The 16,860-nt window shown below is 68.2% G+C and carries 15 protein-coding genes; 9 read left to right on the top strand and 6 right to left on the bottom strand.

What is annotated here, in order from left to right; genetic code table 11:
- Nucleotides 1-14: 14 nt before the first annotated feature.
- From V5F63_RS13790 to V5F63_RS13770, 5 genes are all read right to left on the bottom strand, one after another.
- Nucleotides 15-1,736, bottom strand: a complete 1,722-nt coding sequence (locus V5F63_RS13790) for an ABC transporter permease (RefSeq protein WP_394102351.1) — start codon at nt 1,734-1,736, stop codon at nt 15-17.
- Between the two features lie 6 nt (nt 1,737-1,742).
- On the bottom strand, nt 1,743-2,768 hold the full coding sequence (locus V5F63_RS13785) for an extracellular solute-binding protein (RefSeq protein ID WP_209483015.1): 1,026 nt from the start codon (nt 2,766-2,768) through the stop codon (nt 1,743-1,745).
- A gap of 240 nt (nt 2,769-3,008) precedes the next feature.
- A complete protein-coding gene (gene bfr, locus V5F63_RS13780) occupies nt 3,009-3,491 on the bottom strand; it encodes a bacterioferritin (protein WP_024279492.1) in 483 nt (160 codons plus the stop codon).
- Between the two features lie 129 nt (nt 3,492-3,620).
- Nucleotides 3,621-3,854, bottom strand: a complete 234-nt coding sequence (locus tag V5F63_RS13775) for a (2Fe-2S)-binding protein (protein WP_081762651.1) — start codon at nt 3,852-3,854, stop codon at nt 3,621-3,623.
- A 204-nt stretch (nt 3,855-4,058) separates the two neighbouring features.
- Nucleotides 4,059-6,467: a PAS domain-containing protein gene (locus tag V5F63_RS13770; RefSeq protein WP_394102352.1), complete on the bottom strand. Its 2,409-nt coding sequence runs from the start codon at nt 6,465-6,467 to the stop codon at nt 4,059-4,061.
- Nucleotides 6,468-6,670: 203 nt separating this feature from the next.
- On the opposite strand from V5F63_RS13770, the gene V5F63_RS13765 reads away from it, so the two are divergent.
- The 7 genes from V5F63_RS13765 (at nt 6,671) to V5F63_RS13735 (ending at nt 13,490) form a co-directional block, all read left to right on the top strand.
- Nucleotides 6,671-7,213 carry a phasin family protein gene (locus V5F63_RS13765; protein WP_209483011.1) on the top strand — a complete coding sequence of 181 codons (543 nt, stop codon included), beginning with the start codon at nt 6,671-6,673 and terminating at the stop codon, nt 7,211-7,213.
- A gap of 240 nt (nt 7,214-7,453) precedes the next feature.
- On the top strand, nt 7,454-7,927 hold the full coding sequence (locus tag V5F63_RS13760) for a phasin (RefSeq protein WP_245327160.1): 474 nt from the start codon (nt 7,454-7,456) through the stop codon (nt 7,925-7,927).
- A 100-nt stretch (nt 7,928-8,027) separates the two neighbouring features.
- A complete protein-coding gene (gene waaF / locus V5F63_RS13755) occupies nt 8,028-9,050 on the top strand; it encodes a lipopolysaccharide heptosyltransferase II (RefSeq protein ID WP_209483007.1) in 1,023 nt (340 codons plus the stop codon).
- On the top strand, nt 9,047-10,057 hold the full coding sequence (gene waaC, locus V5F63_RS13750; RefSeq protein WP_394102353.1) for a lipopolysaccharide heptosyltransferase I: 1,011 nt from the start codon (nt 9,047-9,049) through the stop codon (nt 10,055-10,057). The genes waaF and waaC overlap by 4 nt, the downstream gene beginning before the upstream one ends.
- Before the next feature lie 801 nt (nt 10,058-10,858).
- A complete protein-coding gene (gene cobU / locus V5F63_RS13745; protein WP_394102354.1) occupies nt 10,859-11,410 on the top strand; it encodes a bifunctional adenosylcobinamide kinase/adenosylcobinamide-phosphate guanylyltransferase in 552 nt (183 codons plus the stop codon).
- Nucleotides 11,407-12,036, top strand: a complete 630-nt coding sequence (gene cobO / locus V5F63_RS13740) for a cob(I)yrinic acid a,c-diamide adenosyltransferase (protein ID WP_394102355.1) — start codon at nt 11,407-11,409, stop codon at nt 12,034-12,036. Before cobU ends, cobO begins: the two co-directional genes overlap by 4 nt.
- Nucleotides 12,036-13,490: a cobyric acid synthase gene (locus V5F63_RS13735; protein ID WP_394102356.1), complete on the top strand. Its 1,455-nt coding sequence runs from the start codon at nt 12,036-12,038 to the stop codon at nt 13,488-13,490. Before cobO ends, V5F63_RS13735 begins: the two co-directional genes overlap by 1 nt.
- Nucleotides 13,491-13,494: 4 nt before the next feature.
- Here the strand turns inward: V5F63_RS13735 and cbiB are convergent, their stop codons facing one another.
- Nucleotides 13,495-14,460, bottom strand: coding sequence for an adenosylcobinamide-phosphate synthase CbiB (gene cbiB, locus V5F63_RS13730; RefSeq protein ID WP_394102357.1), 966 nt, complete (start codon nt 14,458-14,460; stop codon nt 13,495-13,497).
- A 170-nt stretch (nt 14,461-14,630) separates the two neighbouring features.
- Between cbiB and V5F63_RS13725 the strand changes: the two genes are divergently transcribed.
- Together V5F63_RS13725 and V5F63_RS13720 are read left to right on the top strand one after the other, a co-directional pair.
- Nucleotides 14,631-15,389, top strand: a complete 759-nt coding sequence (locus V5F63_RS13725) for a metallophosphoesterase family protein (RefSeq protein ID WP_245327158.1) — start codon at nt 14,631-14,633, stop codon at nt 15,387-15,389.
- Nucleotides 15,390-15,728: 339 nt separating this feature from the next.
- Nucleotides 15,729-16,856 carry a polysaccharide biosynthesis/export family protein gene (locus V5F63_RS13720; protein ID WP_209482997.1) on the top strand — a complete coding sequence of 376 codons (1,128 nt, stop codon included), beginning with the start codon at nt 15,729-15,731 and terminating at the stop codon, nt 16,854-16,856.
- Nucleotides 16,857-16,860: the final 4 nt, after the last annotated feature.

The raw sequence follows: 16,860 nt of genomic DNA, 5'->3' as shown, positions 1-16,860 counted from the left end.
CCGCGCCCTTGGGGTCAGCCGCGCGCCGAGGAACCGCCGCGCGCGCCGTCAGCCGATGCCGCGAGGGCGGAGGACGACATGCGGGCGAGGAGAATCACCGGGCCGAGGCCGACCAGCAGAATCACCAGCGCGGCCAGCGCGCCGTCCTCGTACGTGCCGCGCGCCGCCTCGCCGTAGACGTGCGTGGCCAGCGTCTCTAGACCGAGCGGCCGCAGCAGGAGGGTGGCCGGCAGCTCCTTCATGGCGTCGACGAACACCAGCAGCGCCGCCGTGGCGAGGGCCGGCCGCAGCAGCGGCAGCAGCACCCGGCGCACGGTGCGCGGCTGCGTCGAGCCGAGGCTGCGGGCGGCCATGTCGAGATGCGGTGACAGCTTGGCGCATCCGGCCTCGATGCCGCCCACCGGAATGGCGAGAAAACGGATGGCAAGCGCCATCACCAGCGCCGCCCCCGAGCCCGACAGCAAAAGGCCGGTGGAGATGCCGAAGGACTGCTTCATCGCCGCATCCAGCATGTTGTCGAATGAGGCGAGGGGGCTGAGGAGGCCGACGGCGAGCACCGTGCCCGGCACCGCATAGCCGAGGCTCGCGACCCGCGCGAAACCGGAGGCGAGCGGCGCGCGCGTCAGCCGCTGGCCGAGCGCCACCACAAGGCCGAGGCCGAGGGCCAGGGCCACCGTCGCCGCGGCGAGGGCGGCCGTGGTCGCGGCCTCGCCGAGGATACGGGTGGGAAAGCCGGTCTCCGCCATGCGTCGCACGGCCGAGATGGAGAGGTGCAGCAGCGGCACCAGGAAGCCGAGGGTGACGGGCAGGGCGCAGAAGGCGGCGGCGGCGATGCCTTTCAGGCCGGTCAGGCGCAGCGGCGCCTGCGGCCGGGCCGAGCCGGTGGCGACGAACCGCCGCGCGCGCCGCGCCCATCGCTCCAGCAGGATCAATCCCAGGACCAGCGCGAGCATGACGAGGGCAATCTGCGCCGCCCCGGGCAGGTTCGAGCGGTTCACCCAGGTGGAATAGATGGAGACGGTCAGGGTGCGCACGCCGAGGAATTCGGAGGCGCCGATGTCGCCGAGCACTTCCAGCAGCACCAGCGTCAGCCCCGCCACGATGGCCGGGCGGGCCAGCGGCAGGCCGATGCGCAGGAAGGCGCGCCAGCGGCTGGCGCCCAAAGTGCGCGCCACTTCCAGCGCCGCCGCCGATTGCAGCACGAAGCTCGCCCGCGCGGAAAGGTAGACGTAGGGATAGAGCACCGCCGAGAGCACCAGGATGCAGCCGCCGGTGGAGCGCACATCCGGCAGGCGCAGGCCGCGCGGGCTGTCGATGCCGAGCATCGCGCGCAGCGCCTCCTGCACCGGGCCGAGGGGGTGGAGCACATCGAGATAGGAGAAGGCGACGATGTAGCCCGGCACGGCCAGCGGCAGCAGCAGCGCCCATTCCAGCACCGAGCGGCCGGGAAAGGTGCAGGTGGCCACCAGCCAGGCGCACGGCACGGCCACCACCAGCGTCACCACGCCGACGCCGAGAATCAGCAGCCCAGTCTCGGCCAGCGCATCGGGCAGCACGGTGGCGATGAGATGGGGCCACATGTCGCCGGACCCGCGCGCGGCGATGCCGGCGAGGGCGAGAAGGGGCAGCAGAACGAAAAGCGCCACCAATCCCGACGCCAGAAGGAGAGGGGAGAGGTGGCGGGGGAGGCGGAGCCGCGTCGCGCGCGGCTCGCCAGTCAATGCGGTCTCAGCCATCGGCCGTCAGTTGTCGAAGCCGACCTTGTCGATGAGCTCGCTGGCGCGCTTGCGGTTCTTGGCGATGTCCACCAGCGGGATGGGATCGACCTTGAGCGGTCCCAGCGCGCCAATCACGGGATCGACCTCCGCCGAGGTGATGACCGGGTATTCCATGTTCTGCTTGGCGTAGACCGCCTGCATCTCCGGGGAGATGGCGAATTCGAGCAGCTTCACCGCGGCGTCCTTGTGGGGCGCGTTCTTCGCCACGGCGGCGCCGGAGACGTTCACATGGGTGCCGCCGCCCTGGAAGGTCGGGAGCAGCACGTTGATGCCGTCGCCCCACTTCTTCTGGTCGGCGCCGCCCTTGCCCGAGCGCATCAGGCCCACGTAGTAGGAATTGCCCACCGCCAGATCGCAGATGCCGCCGAGAATGTCGCGGGCGCCCTCGCGGTCGCCGCCGGCGGGCTTGCGGGCGAGGTTGGCCTTCAGCCCGCGCAGCCAGGCTTCGGTCTTCTCCTCGCCATGATGGACGATATAGGCCGCCACCAGCCCGACATTGTAGGGGTGCTGGCCGGAGCGGATGCAGACCTTGCCCTTCCACTTGGGGTCGGCGAGGTCCTCATAGGTGATGGCCGAGAGCTTCACCTCGTCCTTCGCCGCATAGACGAGGCGGGCGCGCAGGGAGAGGGCGTACCAGTTGCCGGCCGGATCGCGCAGATTGGCCGGAATGGCGGAGAGAGCCGGGGAGGTCACCGGCTGGGTGACACCGGCGTCCACCACGTCGAGCAGATTGCCCACGTCCACCGTCATCAGCACGTCGGCCGGGGAGCTGGCGCCCTCCGCCTTCACGCGCTCGGCGAGGCCGTCCTTGATGAAGACGCTCTTCACCTCGATGCCCGTGGCCTTGGTAAAGGCCTCGAACAGGGGCGCGGCCAGGCCGGGCTCGCGGGTGGTGTAGACGTTGACGACCTGCTGCGCGCTGGCGCCCTGCGCCGCGACAAGCAGTGCGCCACCGGCGAGAAGGCTCCGCAAGAGATGAAAGCGACCCATCGAAATCCCCACGCCCGGGCTCAGAGAGAGCACCATGAGACTATGGAGATTTGGCTAGCCCGAGGCCTTACGAAGGGTCAATGAAGAAGGGCGTGAGCCCGGAAACATTGGAAGTTATCTAATTGTGAAATGAGCTAAGTCCGCCTCATCCAGTTTATACTTTCTCCAATCTGATCGTCGGCCAAAACAAAAAAAGCCCGGCATGAAAGCCGGGCTTTGGGTGTCGGGCGATGGAGAGGATCAATCCTCGTCGAGTTCGCCGATGTGGTGCTGGGCGTACAGCTGCAGGCCGAGCTTGGACACGAGGTCGAGCTGGGTCTCAAGGAAGTCGATGTGGCCTTCCTCGTCCGCCATCAGCTCCTCGAAGAGGTCGCGGCTCGGATAGTCCTTCACCGTCTGGCAGTAGGCGGCAGCTTCCTGGTAGAGGGCGCGGGCATCGAGCTCGGCGGCGAGATCGCAGTCGAGGATTTCCTTCACGTCCTGGCCGATTCGCAGGGGATCGAGCACCTGCATGTTCGGGAAGCCGTCGAGGAACAGGATACGGTCGGTGAACTTGTCCGCGTGGACCATCTCCTCGATGGACTCGGCGCGCCACTTCTTGGCCAGCGCCTTGTAGCCCCAATTGTCGAGCATCCGGTAGTGGAGCCAGTATTGGTTGATGGCGGTCAGCTCAGAGCGCAGGCCCCGATTGAGGTATTCAATAACCTTCGGATCGCCCTTCATCATCAGCTCCTGGTGCCGTAAGGCAGTTAGTTTCAATCAATCCTTAGACTAATTCTAAGGTGAGTGCAAGGTACGCAGAGGTGGCACCCGGCTTTTCACCGGGTGTTTCGGAAAATCGGTTTATGCAGCTTACTCGGCCGCGACCATTCCGGTAAGTCCCGCGACGGGACACTCATCCGCGCACGCACCGCAGTCGTGGGCCTGCACCTGATCCATCAACGTGCGGATGGTCCGGGCGCAGCGTCCGCACTGGGGCGAGCAGCCGAGGCAGCGATAAACTTCGCTGGGAGAGCGCAATGGGGTTCCGGCAAGTGCATCGAGCACTTGCCGGTCTGAAAAGACGTTGCATGAACAAACGATCATGGCACGGCCCGAAGCTAACTTGGAAGGCTTCTAAAAACTTGTTTCTATTGCATTTTTTGCAGATGACGGGAGGCGCCGTCAACTCCGTACATATGCGATATGGAGCCTCGAAGGCCGTTCGGACAGCATTCTGCCTGCACAATGGAGTTGTTCCATTGTGCGGATACCACCCAAGTGGTGTTTGGACACCGTGTGCAAGCCGGTTCAGGCCGGCAAGGTGAGCCGGGCGATCATGCCGCGCCGCCGGCCCGGATCCTCGCCGGTCGCGACGCTCCCGGCCGGATCGATGTCCAGCATTCCGCCGAGTCTCCGCGCGGCTTCGGCCATGCGGGCGAGGCGGAGCGGGCGTCCATCGGCGGCGAAGCGGTCGTCGGGCGGAAGACCGGAGAGCGGGTCGAGGGCCGCCGCGGCCGCCTCCGCATCGAGGCCGGCGCCCGCGTCGCTCAGTTGGACGACCGCGCGCGAACCTTCCGTCCCTTCCTCAGTGCCGAATACCGACACCGCGACCGCCCCGCCGGCCGGCGTCGCCGCGATGGCTTCCTCCAGCAGCATGGACAGCAGATCGGCGAGCGAGGCTTCATCGGCTTGAGCGATGACGTCGCCGGCATCGTCGAGCCGCAGCGCCAGCCGCCTGCGCCGGGCGTCCGGCAGGTGCGCGGCGATGGCAGCGCGCACCGCAGCCGAAACGTTGCACGCCGCTGCGGTCGTCTCGGCTTTCGGCGGCTCCGACAGGGCGGCAAGGTCGGCCAGCGTGGCGTTCAGGGATCTGAGCGCATCCCGCAGCGGCGCGTCGAGGGCCTCGGCCGGGGCATCCCGAAGAACAGCCATGGGTCCTTCCAGCCCGGCGCGCACCCGGCCCGCGAGGCGGGGGAGGAGGTTTTCCGGAGGCGCGGCCTCCGAGAGCATCGGGACGGGCGCCTGAGGCGCGGGAGCAGGCTCGGCCGGCTCGGGCGCCGGTCCGATGACGACGCACAGGAGCTGGTCCTCTGCGCCGGCGCGGGTCACGGCCGCGCGCCCAGGCAGAAGCTCGCCCGCGCGATTGCGGAGCGCGAGGGCCACCTGCCCCGAGGTGCCATCGTCCCGCACGCGATCGAGGGTCGCGATCGCCTCGGCGCGATCGGTCGGCGCGACGGCGATGGTGAAGGGCTCGCCAGCGAGATCGTGGGCCGGAAAGCCCAGGCGTTCGGCCGCGGCGAGATTAGCGAGGCGGATCGTACCGTCCATTTCCAGCAGGAAGACGGGCCACGGCACCATGTCCAGCGCGGCGCGGCGGGCGCTCGCGCGGGCTTCACGGTCATCCGCAGTGCTGTCCAGCGGGCGGATGACGTGAATAAGCGCCGGCCGGCCGAGGAAGGGCGCGGCGACGAGACGGACCTCCACCGGAAGGCGGGCGCCCTCCGGCGTCAGCACATGCAGGGCGCCGGCTTCGCGGGAGAGGACTCGCTCCAGCCCTCCGGCGTCCTCCAACGCGTCGAGCCCGCTCCAGCCGGTCAGCGCCAGAAACGCCCGGTTGGCGTGGACCAGCGTGCCCTCCTGCTGCACGAGCAGGCTCACCGGCAGCTTGTCGAGAAGTTCCGCCTCGTCGCCGGAAGGGGCGAAAGCTTCGGGCGGGGCCTCGGTCGTCTCGAAGCCGGCGGGCGGCTCCGTGTCCGGCGGGATTTTCGGCCAGTCCTCGATGGCGGCGGCAAGCGTGCGGGCGATCTCGCGGAAGGCGGAGCTTTCCTGCGGGGAGAGGCTGCCCTGCCGGAGCGGCACCACATTGCGCCCGAAGGTGATCGGCGGCGGCGCCGTCGGGGTCTCCGGCTGCGCGGGTTTCTCGCCGAAGGCGGGTGTCTCCGCCGCCGTGACGATGCCGAAGCCGCGCACGCCCTTGAGCCGGCGTTCCGCATCAAACAGCGGCGCGCCGCCCAGGCTGAGGTCGAGCGGGGCTTCGGCGCCGGCGGCCGGAACCCTCGCGGTCCGTTCGGTGAAGCTCTCGCCTGAGGCCATGGCCTCCACGAGCGCATCGGCGTCGTCCAGATGCCCGCCGCGCTCCAGATCGGCGAAGCTCGCGCCCAGGAACCGGCCCTTGCGGCTGCCGAGCGCCGCCGCGAACAAGGGCGACAGCGCGCGCAGGCGCCCGTCCGCGTCGCACTCCCAGGTCACCCGAAGCGGCTGGGCGAGGAGCGGGCGCAGCGCGGGTGGAACGGTAGGCGCATCCGCCGCACGTGTGGCCTCGGCCGGCGCGGAGACAAAGGCGGACGGGTCGGCGAACAGGATCGCGGACCCCGAGGGCAGGGCGAGGGCGGCAAAGCGCAGGGTGCGCGGCGAAAGGTCTCCCGGCAGGCGCAGCCGCGCGACGCCGAATCCGGCCGCCGTGCGGCGGGCGAGGTGGGCTGCCGCTGTCACCACCGGTTCGGGCGCCGTCCGGCCGGCCTCAATGGCGGCATGTGCGGCGGCCCGCGTCGCCGCAAGCACGCGGCCGGAGGCGACGTCGATCAGGAAGGAGGGGAGGTCCTGTCGCGCGAGGGGTGCCAGCACCGCCTCCGCGCCGGGAAGAGCGGACGCTATGGCCTCCACGCTCTCCCGCGAGAGGGGAGACGGGTCGTCCGGGCTGCCGTGGTGCTGCGTCATCGTGTGCAGGATCGCACCTTGCGGTGGAGGAGTGAACCGAGGCGGGGCATCCCGCCGCCCCTTATTCTCGGCGCCATTGATTAACGTCAGTGCAACTTCGCCGCGCTGCCTCCCATTCATAATGGCGAAGCGGCGACACGGTAGACTAAGATGGGTCGCTGCGCGGTGGCTTGCGCCGCCCGACACCCGGAGGAGAGACGGCCATGACGACGAAGTTCGGTCCGGATCTGGAACTGCCCCCAGAAATGCGGGCCATTGCCGAGAAGAACGTGGCGCAGGCCCGGCAGGCGTTCGAGACCCTGTTCCAGAATGCGCGGGAAACGGTCGGCGAGAGCGAAGGCCGTATCGAGGAAGTCAGCTCCAGCATCAAGGACTTCCGCCAGAAGGCCATCGGCCTGATGGAAGCGAATGTCGAGGCGAGCTTCGATTTCCTGCACAAGCTCGTGGCGGCCAAGAGCCCTCAGGAGATGATGGGCCTCCAGGCGGAGTTTCTCACCAACCAGCTGAAGACCGTCTCCGAGCAGGCGAAGGCCTTCGGCGACGATGCCAAGGCCCTCGGCGAGAACGCCGTGCGCACCATGGACGAACACGCCCGCACCCTGGCCGAGCGTCTGAAAACCCTGGCCGCCGCCGCCGCCCAGAGCGCGCAGACCGTGGCCCAGGATATGAAAACCGTCGGCGAGACGGCGGTGCGCGAGGCTCAGGCCGCAGCGGCGAAGGCGACCGATCCCAGCCAGCAGGGCTGACGGGATTACTCTACCGGCTGGCGCCGGCCCGCTTGGTTTCGAAACCTTGACTTGTGCAGCGCAGAATTTCATTTTGCGCTGCACGTTTACTGTTGTATAACCCCTTGGTCGGGGTAACACAGCTCATCTAGAATGCTCGCAATGCAAGCGCTTCCCGGCGCTTGGCGTTAAGCTGCGTTCAGGTGGCACTGCAGCAACGCACCTCGGCACGGATCGCCACGCCCCGGTTCCGAGGATGACATGAACGATACCTTCATCAAGGCTTATCAGGATCAGATCGAAGCGGCGAAAAAGGCGTTCTCGACCAATGCCGTTCCCGGCGTCGAGGTGCCCCCGGCCGTCCGCGAGATCGCCGAGAAGGGCCTCGCCACCTACCGCGAGAACTACAGCAAGCTGAAGGCCGCCGCCGAGCAGGTGAACGCCGCCTTCGAGGACAGCGCCACCACCGCCTCTAAGGGCGTGGCGCAGTACAATGCCAAGGTGCTCGAGGCGGTTCAATCGAACGTGAATTCCGCGTTCGACTATTTCAATTCGCTGCTGACCGCCAAGACCGTCGCAGAAGCCGTGGAGCTTTCCACCGGCCACGCCCGCAAGCAGTTCGAGGCCCTGACCGGCCAGGCCAAGGATCTCTCCGCGCTCGCGCAGAAGGTCGCTTCTGACTCGTCCGAGCCGATCAAGTCGTCGGTGGAGAAGACGATCCGTCCGGCCGCCTGAGCCTTCGTTTCCATACTGACCGCCGCGTCCAGGCCAGCGTGCTTGACGCGGCGGTTCCGCCTTGTCATGACGCGGGGCGTTCCACCCCGCGAGTTGTCGCATGCGTGCCCTTGGTTCCGTTTCGCCGCTTCTGCTCGTCGGTCCGTCCTGGGTCGGCGACATGGTTATGGCGGCGAGCCTTGTGGACGTGCTGCGCCTGCGTGAGCCCGGCCGGCCCATCGATGTGCTGGCGCCGCCCGCCGCCCTTCCCGTCGCCCGCATGATCCCGGGCGTTCGCCGCACCATCCCGCTCGGGCTGGGCCATGGCGAACTCGGCCTCCTCGCCCGCTGGAAGGCGGGCCGCGCCCTGCGGGGCGAGGGCTATGGCAAGGCGATCATCCTGCCGCGCGCGTTCAAGGCCGCCATCGTGCCGGTCGCCGCCGAAATTCCCGAGCGCGTGGGCTATCGCGCCGAGCTGCGCAGCGCGCTCCTCACCGACGCGCGCCCCGACCCCGACCGCAAGACCGCACGTACGCTGGACCGCTTCGTCGCTCTCGGCCTTCCGCCCGGCTCCATCGCCCGCGCGCCGCGCCCGCGCCTGATGCTGCCGGACGGCGCGCTGGACGTGGCCGCCGCCAAATATCCCCTCGCCGGCGAAGGGCCGGTGATGGTGCTGTGCCCCGGCGCGGAATATGGCCCCGCCAAGCGCTGGCCGGCGGCGAAGTTCGCGGCGCTTGCCGCGCTGGCGGTGAAGGACGGCTACCGCATCCGCATCCTGGGCTCGCCCAAGGATGCCGAGGCGGCGAGCGCCATCGAGGCCTCGGCCGGCGTGCCGGTGGACAATCTGGTCGGCCGCACCACGCTGATCGAGGCCGCCGCCATCCTCGCCGGCGCCGATGTGGTGATTTCCAACGATTCCGGGCTGATGCACATCGCCGGTGCGTTCGACCGCAAGCTGGTGGTGATCTATGGCGCGTCGTCGGAGAAGATGACGCCGCCGGCCTCGCCCTTCGCCCGCGTGGTTTCGCGCGATCTGCCCTGCCGGCCCTGCCACAAGCGCGAGTGCCCGCTGAAGACGCTGGCCTGCCTCGAAGGCATCGCCGCCGAAGAGGTTCTGGCCGCGGCCGAGCAACTGCGCCGATGAAGCTGCTGCTGGTGAAGCTGTCGTCGCTGGGGGATGTGGTCCACACCTTCCCCGCGCTGACGGATGCGGCCGCCCGCGTGCCCGGCCTCACGGTGGACTGGGCGGTGGAGGAGGCCTTCGCGCCGGTCGCCCGACTCCATCCCGCCGTTCGCCGCACCATCACCGTTCCGCTCCGCCGGATGCTGCGCCGGCCGCTCGCGGCGCTGTCCGGCGGCGAGGCCGGGCGAGTGCGGGCTGCGCTGGCGGCCGAGCCATATGATCTCGTGATCGACGCGCAGGGGCTGATGAAGAGCGCCGCCGTGGCCGCTCTCGCCCGTGGCCCCCGGCACGGCTTCGATCGGGCGAGCGCGCGCGAGGGGCTGGCGAGCCTGCTCTATGGCGCGCGCCACCACGTGCCTGAGGTGGAGCATATGGCTGTGCGCCTCCGCAAGCTGTTCGCGGCGGCGCTCGGCTATGGGCTCGATGGCCTGCCCGAGGATACGGGGCTGCGGCCGGGCCCCGGCGGCGCTCCCTATCTCGTCTTCCTGCACGGCACCACCTGGCCCACCAAGACATGGACCCTCGACGGCTGGCGCGCCCTGGCGGCGCGGGCGGGCGCGGCGGGCATGCAGGTGCGCCTGTTCGCCCACGGCGCCGAGGAGCGCGCCCGTGCCGAGGCCATCGCCGCCGGGCAGGGGAACGTGCGTCTTCTGCCGCCGCAGGGGCTGGAGGGTCTCGCCCCCGAGATCGCTGGCGCCGCGGGGGTGGTGACGGTGGACACGGGCCTCGGCCATCTGGCTGCCGCCTATGGCGTGGCGACCGTCGGCCTCTACGGCCCGACCAACCCGGTGCTCACCGGCCTCTTCGGTGCCCGTGTCACCGAGCTGAAGGCGCGGCGCAACTGCGCCCCCTGCGAGAAGGCCAGCTGCCGCATCGCCCCTGATGTGCGCGAAGGGCCGCCGTGCCTCGCCGATATCTCCGCCGCCGAGGTGTGGCAGGCGCTCGAAAAGCTTCGCGCTGCGGCCTGAATCGCCGATTTGCCTCTCGGTAGTGCGGGGCAGGGGAGGGGAATCGATCCGCGTCAGCCTCTGCCGGCCGTCATCGGCGCAGACGTCGGTCCCTTTGCATGCGGAGCAGTGCCATGTCCGTGCCCAGTGCCCTTGGAGCACCTGAAAGCGTGGGTGCAAAGGCGCGGATGAGCTTCGCCCTACGGTTCAAAGGAAATCAGCAGGACGTTTTGCTCCCCCCGGGCAAAGGAGCCGGGCAGGACCTGTTTCGGGCCAGGGGCGGGGGAGCGAAAATCTAGGAATTTTCTCCTAAACCAGAAATTATGTATATATCTCATATGTTTATAATGAATTGATGAGAGATTAACTTAATACATTAAGTGGTAAATTAATGCCATTAATACCGCATGAAAATGGCATATGTATCTGATTTACAATATAATTCTCTAATCTGCACGACTCTTGATTGGTCGTTAAAGTCAGATAATAACCATAAAATGTTGATATTTATGGTTAATTTGCCATCCTTAAAGTGCTTTTCGATCTTCCCCCAACTCAAGCGCCCGGCAGCCTGCGTCGCCTGGGGCCAACCGAAAAGACGACGAGTCGGTGTTTGATCGGAGGTATCTTGGCGCCGCTTGTGCGTCGCAGGCCTCCGGCTCTCCTCAGCTTGCGGGCCTGCTGCCGGCCCCTATAGTCACGCCGTTCTGGAGCGGCGGTGGTGGGAGGAAACGGGATGAGGACGCGCTGCGCCAGCCGAACCGGCCACCGCCCACGCATGGGGTCGGGGTCGGCCCATGCGTCGGCCGGAGGCCGGATCTGATGGCGGAGGCGTCGTCCGCCGGTTCTCTGGTCCTGGTGCTCGGCGGCGCGCGGTCCGGCAAGAGCCGGTTCGCGGAGCGGGAGACCATGCGCCATCCCGGCCCCTGGACCTATATGGCCACAGCCCAGCTTGGCTACGGCGGCCAGCCGGACACCGAGATGGAGGCGCGCGTCGCGCTCCATCGCGGCCGCCGGGGCGTGGAGTGGGAGACGGTGGAGGCGCCGTTCGCTCTCGCCGCTGCGCTGGCCACGCTGCCGCCCGCCCGTCCCGTGCTGGTGGATTGCCTGACCCTCTGGCTTTCCAACCACCTGCTCGCCGAGCACGACCTCGACGCCGAGGCGGCCGCGCTGGAGGCGGCCCTCGTCGTCCGGCCGGGCCCGACCATCTGCGTCGCCAACGAAGTCGGCTTCGGCATCGTCCCCGACAATGCCTTAGCCCGCCGCTTCCGCGACGCCGCCGGCCTCCTCAACCAGCGCCTCGCCGCCCGCGCCGGCAGGGTGGTGCTGGTGGTGGCCGGCCTGCCCCTGACCCTGAAGGAGGAGACGCCATGAGCGATCCCATCCCCCCGTCTCCCGACGATGAGGCCGCCGCCCGCCATCGCGCCAAGATGGAAAAGCGCAAGGCGGTGCAGGACAAGGAGGTGGCGGAAAAGACCATCGAGAAGGGCCTGCTGGTGGTCCACACCGGCCCCGGCAAGGGCAAGAGCACGGCGGCCTTCGGCCTCGCCCTGCGCATGCTGGGGCGGGGCGGACGGGTGGGGGTGGTGCAGTTCATCAAGGGTGCCTGGCAGACCGGCGAGCAGGAGGCCTTCCAGGCCTTCGGCGACCGTGTGAGCTGGCACACCATGGGCGAGGGCTTCACCTGGGAAACGCAGGATCTCGCCCGCGACAAGGCCGCCGCCGTCCGCGCCTTCGGCAAGGCGCGCGAGCTGATGGCCGACGAGACCATCTCGCTCGTCATCCTCGACGAGCTGAACATCGCCCTGCGCTACGACTATCTCGACCTCGCCGAGGTGGTCGCGACCCTCGCGGCGCGGCGGCCGGGGCTGCATGTGGTCGTCACCGGCCGCAATGCAAAGCCCGAGCTTCTCGCCGTGGCCGATCTCGTGACCGAGATGGGGCTGGTGAAGCACCACTTCGCCGCCGGGGTGAAGGCGCAGCCGGGCATCGAGTTCTGATGTCGCGCGCGCTCATGTTTCAGGGCACGGGCTCGGATGTGGGCAAGTCCCTCATCGTCGCGGGTCTCGCCCGTGCCTTCACGCTGCGCGGTCTCAGGGTGCGGCCGTTCAAGCCGCAGAACATGTCCAATAATGCCGCCGTGACGGCGGACGGCGGAGAGATCGGCCGCGCGCAGGCCTTGCAGGCGCGGGCCGCGCGGGTCCGCGCGAGCGTGCATATGAACCCGGTGCTGCTGAAGCCGCAGGGCGAGACTGGCGCGCAGGTGGTCGTTCAGGGCCGCGTCCACGGCACGGCGAAGGCCGCCGCCTACCAGTCTCTGAAACCCACCTTGATGCCGGCGGTGCTGGACAGCTTCTCGCGGCTCAAGGCCGAGGCCGACCTCGTGCTGGTGGAAGGCGCGGGCAGCGCCTCCGAGGTCAATCTGCGCGCCGCCGACATCGCCAACATGGGCTTCGCGCGGGCGGCTGACGTGCCCGTGGTGCTGATCGGCGACATCGACCGGGGCGGCGTCATCGCCAGCCTCGCCGGGACGAAGGCGGTGATCGAGGCCGCCGACGCGGCCATGATCCGGGGCTTCATCGTCAACCGTTTCCGGGGTGATCCGGCGCTGTTCGCCTCCGGCATGGATCTGATCGCGCGCCTCACCGGCTGGGACGCCCTCGGCCTCGTGCCGCACTTTCCCGATGCGGCTCGCCTGCCGGCGGAGGATGCGCTTGCGTTGTCGGCTCCGCCGCCGCCCAAGGCCGGGGCGCGGCTGCGCATCGCCGTGCCGATCCTGCCCCATGTCTCCAATTTCGACGATCTCGACCCGCTCGATGCCGAGCCGGGCGTCGAGGTGCGCCGCATCCGCCCGCACGAGACCCTGCCGCTCGATACCGATCTGGTGCTGATGATCGGCTCCAAGGCGACCATCACGGACCTTGCCGCGCTCAAGGCCGGCGGGCTCCACCACGACATCCTCGCCTTCGCCCGGCGCGGTGGGGCGGTGATGGGCTTGTGCGGCGGCTATCAGATGCTTGGCCAGACCATCGCCGATCCGGATGGAGTGGAGGGCGAGGCGAAGATCGCCCGTGGCCTCGGGCTGCTCGATGTCCACACGGTGCTGACCGGCGAAAAACGGCTGGAGGAGGTGAGCGGCACGGCCGAGGGCGCGCCCTTCCATGGCTACGAGATGCACATGGGGGCAACCCGGGGCGCGGATTGCGACCGCGCCTTTGGCCATCTCGCCGATGGGCGGCCGGAAGGCGCGCGCTCGGCCTCGGGCCGTGTCGCCGGCTCCTATGTCCACGGGCTGTTCGCCTCGGACACCTTCCGCGCCGCCCTGCTCGGCCGGCTGGGCGGGGCGGGCGGCGCCGTGGCCTATGAGGACGGCGTGGAGGCGACGCTGGACGCACTGGCCGCCCACTTGGCCGCCCACCTCGACCTCGACCGACTTCTGGCGCTGGCGCGCTGATCCCTCAGACGAGCAGGGTGAGGCCGGCACCCGCCAGCACCAGCAGGATCATGAGGGCGTCGGCGCGCCGGTACACCTTCAGCGCCATGCGCACGTCCCCAGCGGTCGCCTCGTGCCGGCCATCGCCCATGTAGGCGTCTTGCGTGAGCACGCCCGCATAGACCTTCGGGCCATTCAGCCGCAGCCCCAGGGCGCCGGCCATGGCCGCTTCCGGCCAGCCTGCATTGGGCGAGCGATGGCGCGGCGCATCCCGCAGCATGGCCCGGCGGGCATCGCCTGGGTGGGCGCCGGCCGTGAGCGCCGCACCGGCGATGATGAGCGCTCCGGCGAGGCGCGAGGCCGGCAGGTTCACGTAGTCGTCCGCCCGGGCCGCGGCCCAGCCGAAGGCGGCGTGGCGCTCGGTGAGGTGGCCGATCATGCTGTCAGCCGTGTTGAGCGCCTTGTAGGCCGCCCCGCCCGCGAGCCCGCCCACGCAGAGCCACAGGGTGGGGGCCACCACGCCGTCGGAAAAATTCTCCGCCAGGCTCTCGATGGCGGCGCGGGCGACGCCTTCTGCATCCAGCGTCTGCGGATCACGTCCGACGATATGGCCGACAGCCGCGCGGGAGGCCTCAAGGCTGCCGCTCTCCAGCGCTTCCGCCACGCGCTCCACATGCCAATGCAGGGAGCGCTGGGCGATCAGGCTCGATCCTGCGAGGCCGAGGATCACGATACCGAAGGGGAGGGGGCGCAGCAGCCATTCCAGTGCGAAGGCCGGCAGCGCGGCGGCCGCCAGCACCAGCGCCACGGTGACGACACCCAGGAGCCGGCGCCGGCCCGGTGCGAAGGCCGGTCGATTGAGGCGCCGGTCGAGGACGAGGATGAGCCGGCCGATCCAGATAACGGGGTGGCCGATCCGCCGCACCAGAGCCGCCGGATATCCAAGCAATACCTCCAGCAGCACGGCCAGCGCCGCGATTTCGAACGCCATTCGCTCCCCCGCTACCGCGTCGCGAAGAAATTATTGCGACGCTCACGTCTGATCGTGTGGTTATTGTTGCGTTGCAACTAAAACATCGCCAGAATCGAACTTGTGGGTTATATTAGGGGCTTACCAGTGGTTCGTGCGGGGGCATTGACACCAGCAGGGATGTTGCGGACATGACGATGCTGAAGCTCCGCCCGAACAGCACCGTGACAGAACACTATCGCGATCCGGCCATCCCGCTCGTCCCGGACCACATGCGCATCTATGCCGTCGGCGACATCCACGGCCGGCTCGATCTGCTGACCGCGCTGCAGGCCGCGATCGACGAGGATATGGCCGCCAATCCTGGTCCCGACTGCATCGAGGTCTATCTGGGCGACTATGTGGACCGCGGCGCGCAGTCGTCCGGCGTGCTGGATGCGCTCATCAAGCGGCGGCAGGATCACAAGGCGATCTGCATCTCCGGCAACCACGAAGCGGTGATGCTGGAGTCCCTCCTGTCGCAGGAGGCGTTCTCGCGTTGGCTGCGCATGGGCGGCCTCGAGACCGTCTATTCCTATGTCCGCCCGGCCCCCGGTGTGGACGAGTCCCGGCTGTGGAACGAGTGGCGGGCCGCCGTGCCGACCCAGCACATCTCCTTCCTGCGCATGCTCTCCAGCCATTTTGTCTGCGGCGACTATGCCTTCGTCCATGCCGGCCTTCGCCCCGGCATTCCGCTGGAGGAGCAGACCCGCGAGGACATGATGTGGATCCGGCGGGAATTCCTCGACCATCCGGACTGGTTCGGGCACTGCATTGTTCATGGGCACACCCCCATGAAGGACCCTGAGGTGCTGAGCAACCGCATCAATATCGACACCGGCGCCTATGCCACGGGGCATCTCACCTGCCTGGTGCTCGAAGGCGCGGATCGGTTCCTCATCGCCACCTGAACGGCCGCAAAGAGGCGGCCGGCGCCTGCTGCGCGGTCGAGTCGCCGCTACGGCAGGGCTTGCAAAACGCAAGACTATCGCGGGTTCGGTGGCGTTAACCTTGACATCGTTGGTGTGCCGTATCCTGGTACGGTTTTAGCTGTGACTCTTCTGCCACATGGGCGGTAGAACTGGCGTCGTTGAGCCAATCTCTGCTGCCCTGCAATATGCCCGCCCGCTTCCCTCGTGTTAGGTAGAAGCACGTAATTCACGGGGGCTTTGGCAGTGAATCTTGCCACCGAAAATTTGATTGGCCGGTTCCGTCGCACGACGCGAATCGCCGTCTCGATTGCTGTCTCCATGGCACTGGCCGGCTGCAATCTCCTGCCCGCCTCCGGACCTTATTCGGTCGAAGTCACAAGTGCCGCGACTCAGGATACCGACGGCGTCGGTTACAAGCTGGTGCCGGTGACTGCCCAGGTGGTCCAGGTGCTTGCATCCATGGATTCCAAGGGGCTCATCGGGACCTTCCGCAACGATCGCCGGTCCATTCCGGACATCAAGATCGGCGTCGGCGATGTGGTCGGCGTGTCGATCTTCGAAGCGTCGTCGGGTGGCCTCTTCATTCCCGCCGAAGCGGCGTCGCGCGCTGGTAACTTCGTCGACATCCCCGCCCAGACGGTGGATCCGAACGGCATGATCTCGGTGCCCTACGCCGGGCAGGTGCGGGCGGCGGGTCTCCAGCCCTCGCAGGTCGAGAAGGAGATCGTCGATCGCCTGCGCAACCGCGCCATCGAGCCCCAGGCCGTGGTGTCGGTGAAGTCGCAGCGCTCCAATTCGGTGACGGTCATCGGTGAGATGACCACCCCCGCGAAGTTCCCGCTGACGTCCTCGGGCGAGCGCGTCCTCGACGCCATCAGCCGCGGCGGCCAGATCACCAGCAAGGGCTACGACCTGTTCGTGACCCTGCAGCGCGGTAACCGCGAGGCGACGATCAGCTTCAACCGGCTGATCCGCGAGCCGGCCAACAACGTCTATCTGCAGCCGGACGACACCATCTACGTGTTCAGCCGTCCGCGCACCTTCCTCGCTTTCGGCGCAACCGGACGCCAGGGCCAGTTCAATTTCGGCGATGACAGCATCAGCCTGAGCGAGGCCGTGGCCAAATCCGAAGGTCTGGTGGACCAGCAGGCGGATCCCCAGTCGGCCTTCCTGTTCCGCGTTGAAAACCGCACCACGCTGGAGCGGATGGGCGTCGATGTCTCCCATCTGCCGGAGGCCCGCATCCCCACGATCTATCAGGTGAACTTCCGCGAGCCGACGGGCTACCTGCTCGCCACCAAGATCCCCATGCGGGACAAGGACATCATCTACATCGGCAATGCCGGTTCGGTGGAACTCACCAAGTTCCTCAACCTCGTGCTGCTGGGTGCCCTGACCGTGGAATCCATCACCAACGCCAACAGCAACATCTACGGCGTGAACTGAGGAC

This window comes from Xanthobacter wiegelii (assembly GCF_043193855.2).
GTDB lineage: Bacteria > Pseudomonadota > Alphaproteobacteria > Rhizobiales > Xanthobacteraceae > Xanthobacter > Xanthobacter flavus_A.
Note: the sequence above shows the minus strand (reverse complement) of the source record. Positions and strands in the feature narration are given on the sequence as shown.

Coding starts and splice junctions, on each gene's coding strand:
- V5F63_RS13790 (WP_394102351.1), bottom strand. CDS start 1,736: ATGGCTGAGACCGCATTGACTGGCGAGCCGCGCGCGACGCGGCTCCGC.
- V5F63_RS13785 (WP_209483015.1), bottom strand. CDS start 2,768: ATGGGTCGCTTTCATCTCTTGCGGAGCCTTCTCGCCGGTGGCGCACTG.
- bfr (WP_024279492.1), bottom strand. CDS start 3,491: ATGAAGGGCGATCCGAAGGTTATTGAATACCTCAATCGGGGCCTGCGC.
- V5F63_RS13775 (WP_081762651.1), bottom strand. CDS start 3,854: ATGATCGTTTGTTCATGCAACGTCTTTTCAGACCGGCAAGTGCTCGAT.
- V5F63_RS13770 (WP_394102352.1), bottom strand. CDS start 6,467: ATGACGCAGCACCACGGCAGCCCGGACGACCCGTCTCCCCTCTCGCGG.
- V5F63_RS13765 (WP_209483011.1), top strand. CDS start 6,671: ATGACGACGAAGTTCGGTCCGGATCTGGAACTGCCCCCAGAAATGCGG.
- V5F63_RS13760 (WP_245327160.1), top strand. CDS start 7,454: ATGAACGATACCTTCATCAAGGCTTATCAGGATCAGATCGAAGCGGCG.
- waaF (WP_209483007.1), top strand. CDS start 8,028: ATGCGTGCCCTTGGTTCCGTTTCGCCGCTTCTGCTCGTCGGTCCGTCC.
- waaC (WP_394102353.1), top strand. CDS start 9,047: ATGAAGCTGCTGCTGGTGAAGCTGTCGTCGCTGGGGGATGTGGTCCAC.
- cobU (WP_394102354.1), top strand. CDS start 10,859: ATGGCGGAGGCGTCGTCCGCCGGTTCTCTGGTCCTGGTGCTCGGCGGC.
- cobO (WP_394102355.1), top strand. CDS start 11,407: ATGAGCGATCCCATCCCCCCGTCTCCCGACGATGAGGCCGCCGCCCGC.
- V5F63_RS13735 (WP_394102356.1), top strand. CDS start 12,036: ATGTCGCGCGCGCTCATGTTTCAGGGCACGGGCTCGGATGTGGGCAAG.
- cbiB (WP_394102357.1), bottom strand. CDS start 14,460: ATGGCGTTCGAAATCGCGGCGCTGGCCGTGCTGCTGGAGGTATTGCTT.
- V5F63_RS13725 (WP_245327158.1), top strand. CDS start 14,631: ATGACGATGCTGAAGCTCCGCCCGAACAGCACCGTGACAGAACACTAT.
- V5F63_RS13720 (WP_209482997.1), top strand. CDS start 15,729: ATGGCACTGGCCGGCTGCAATCTCCTGCCCGCCTCCGGACCTTATTCG.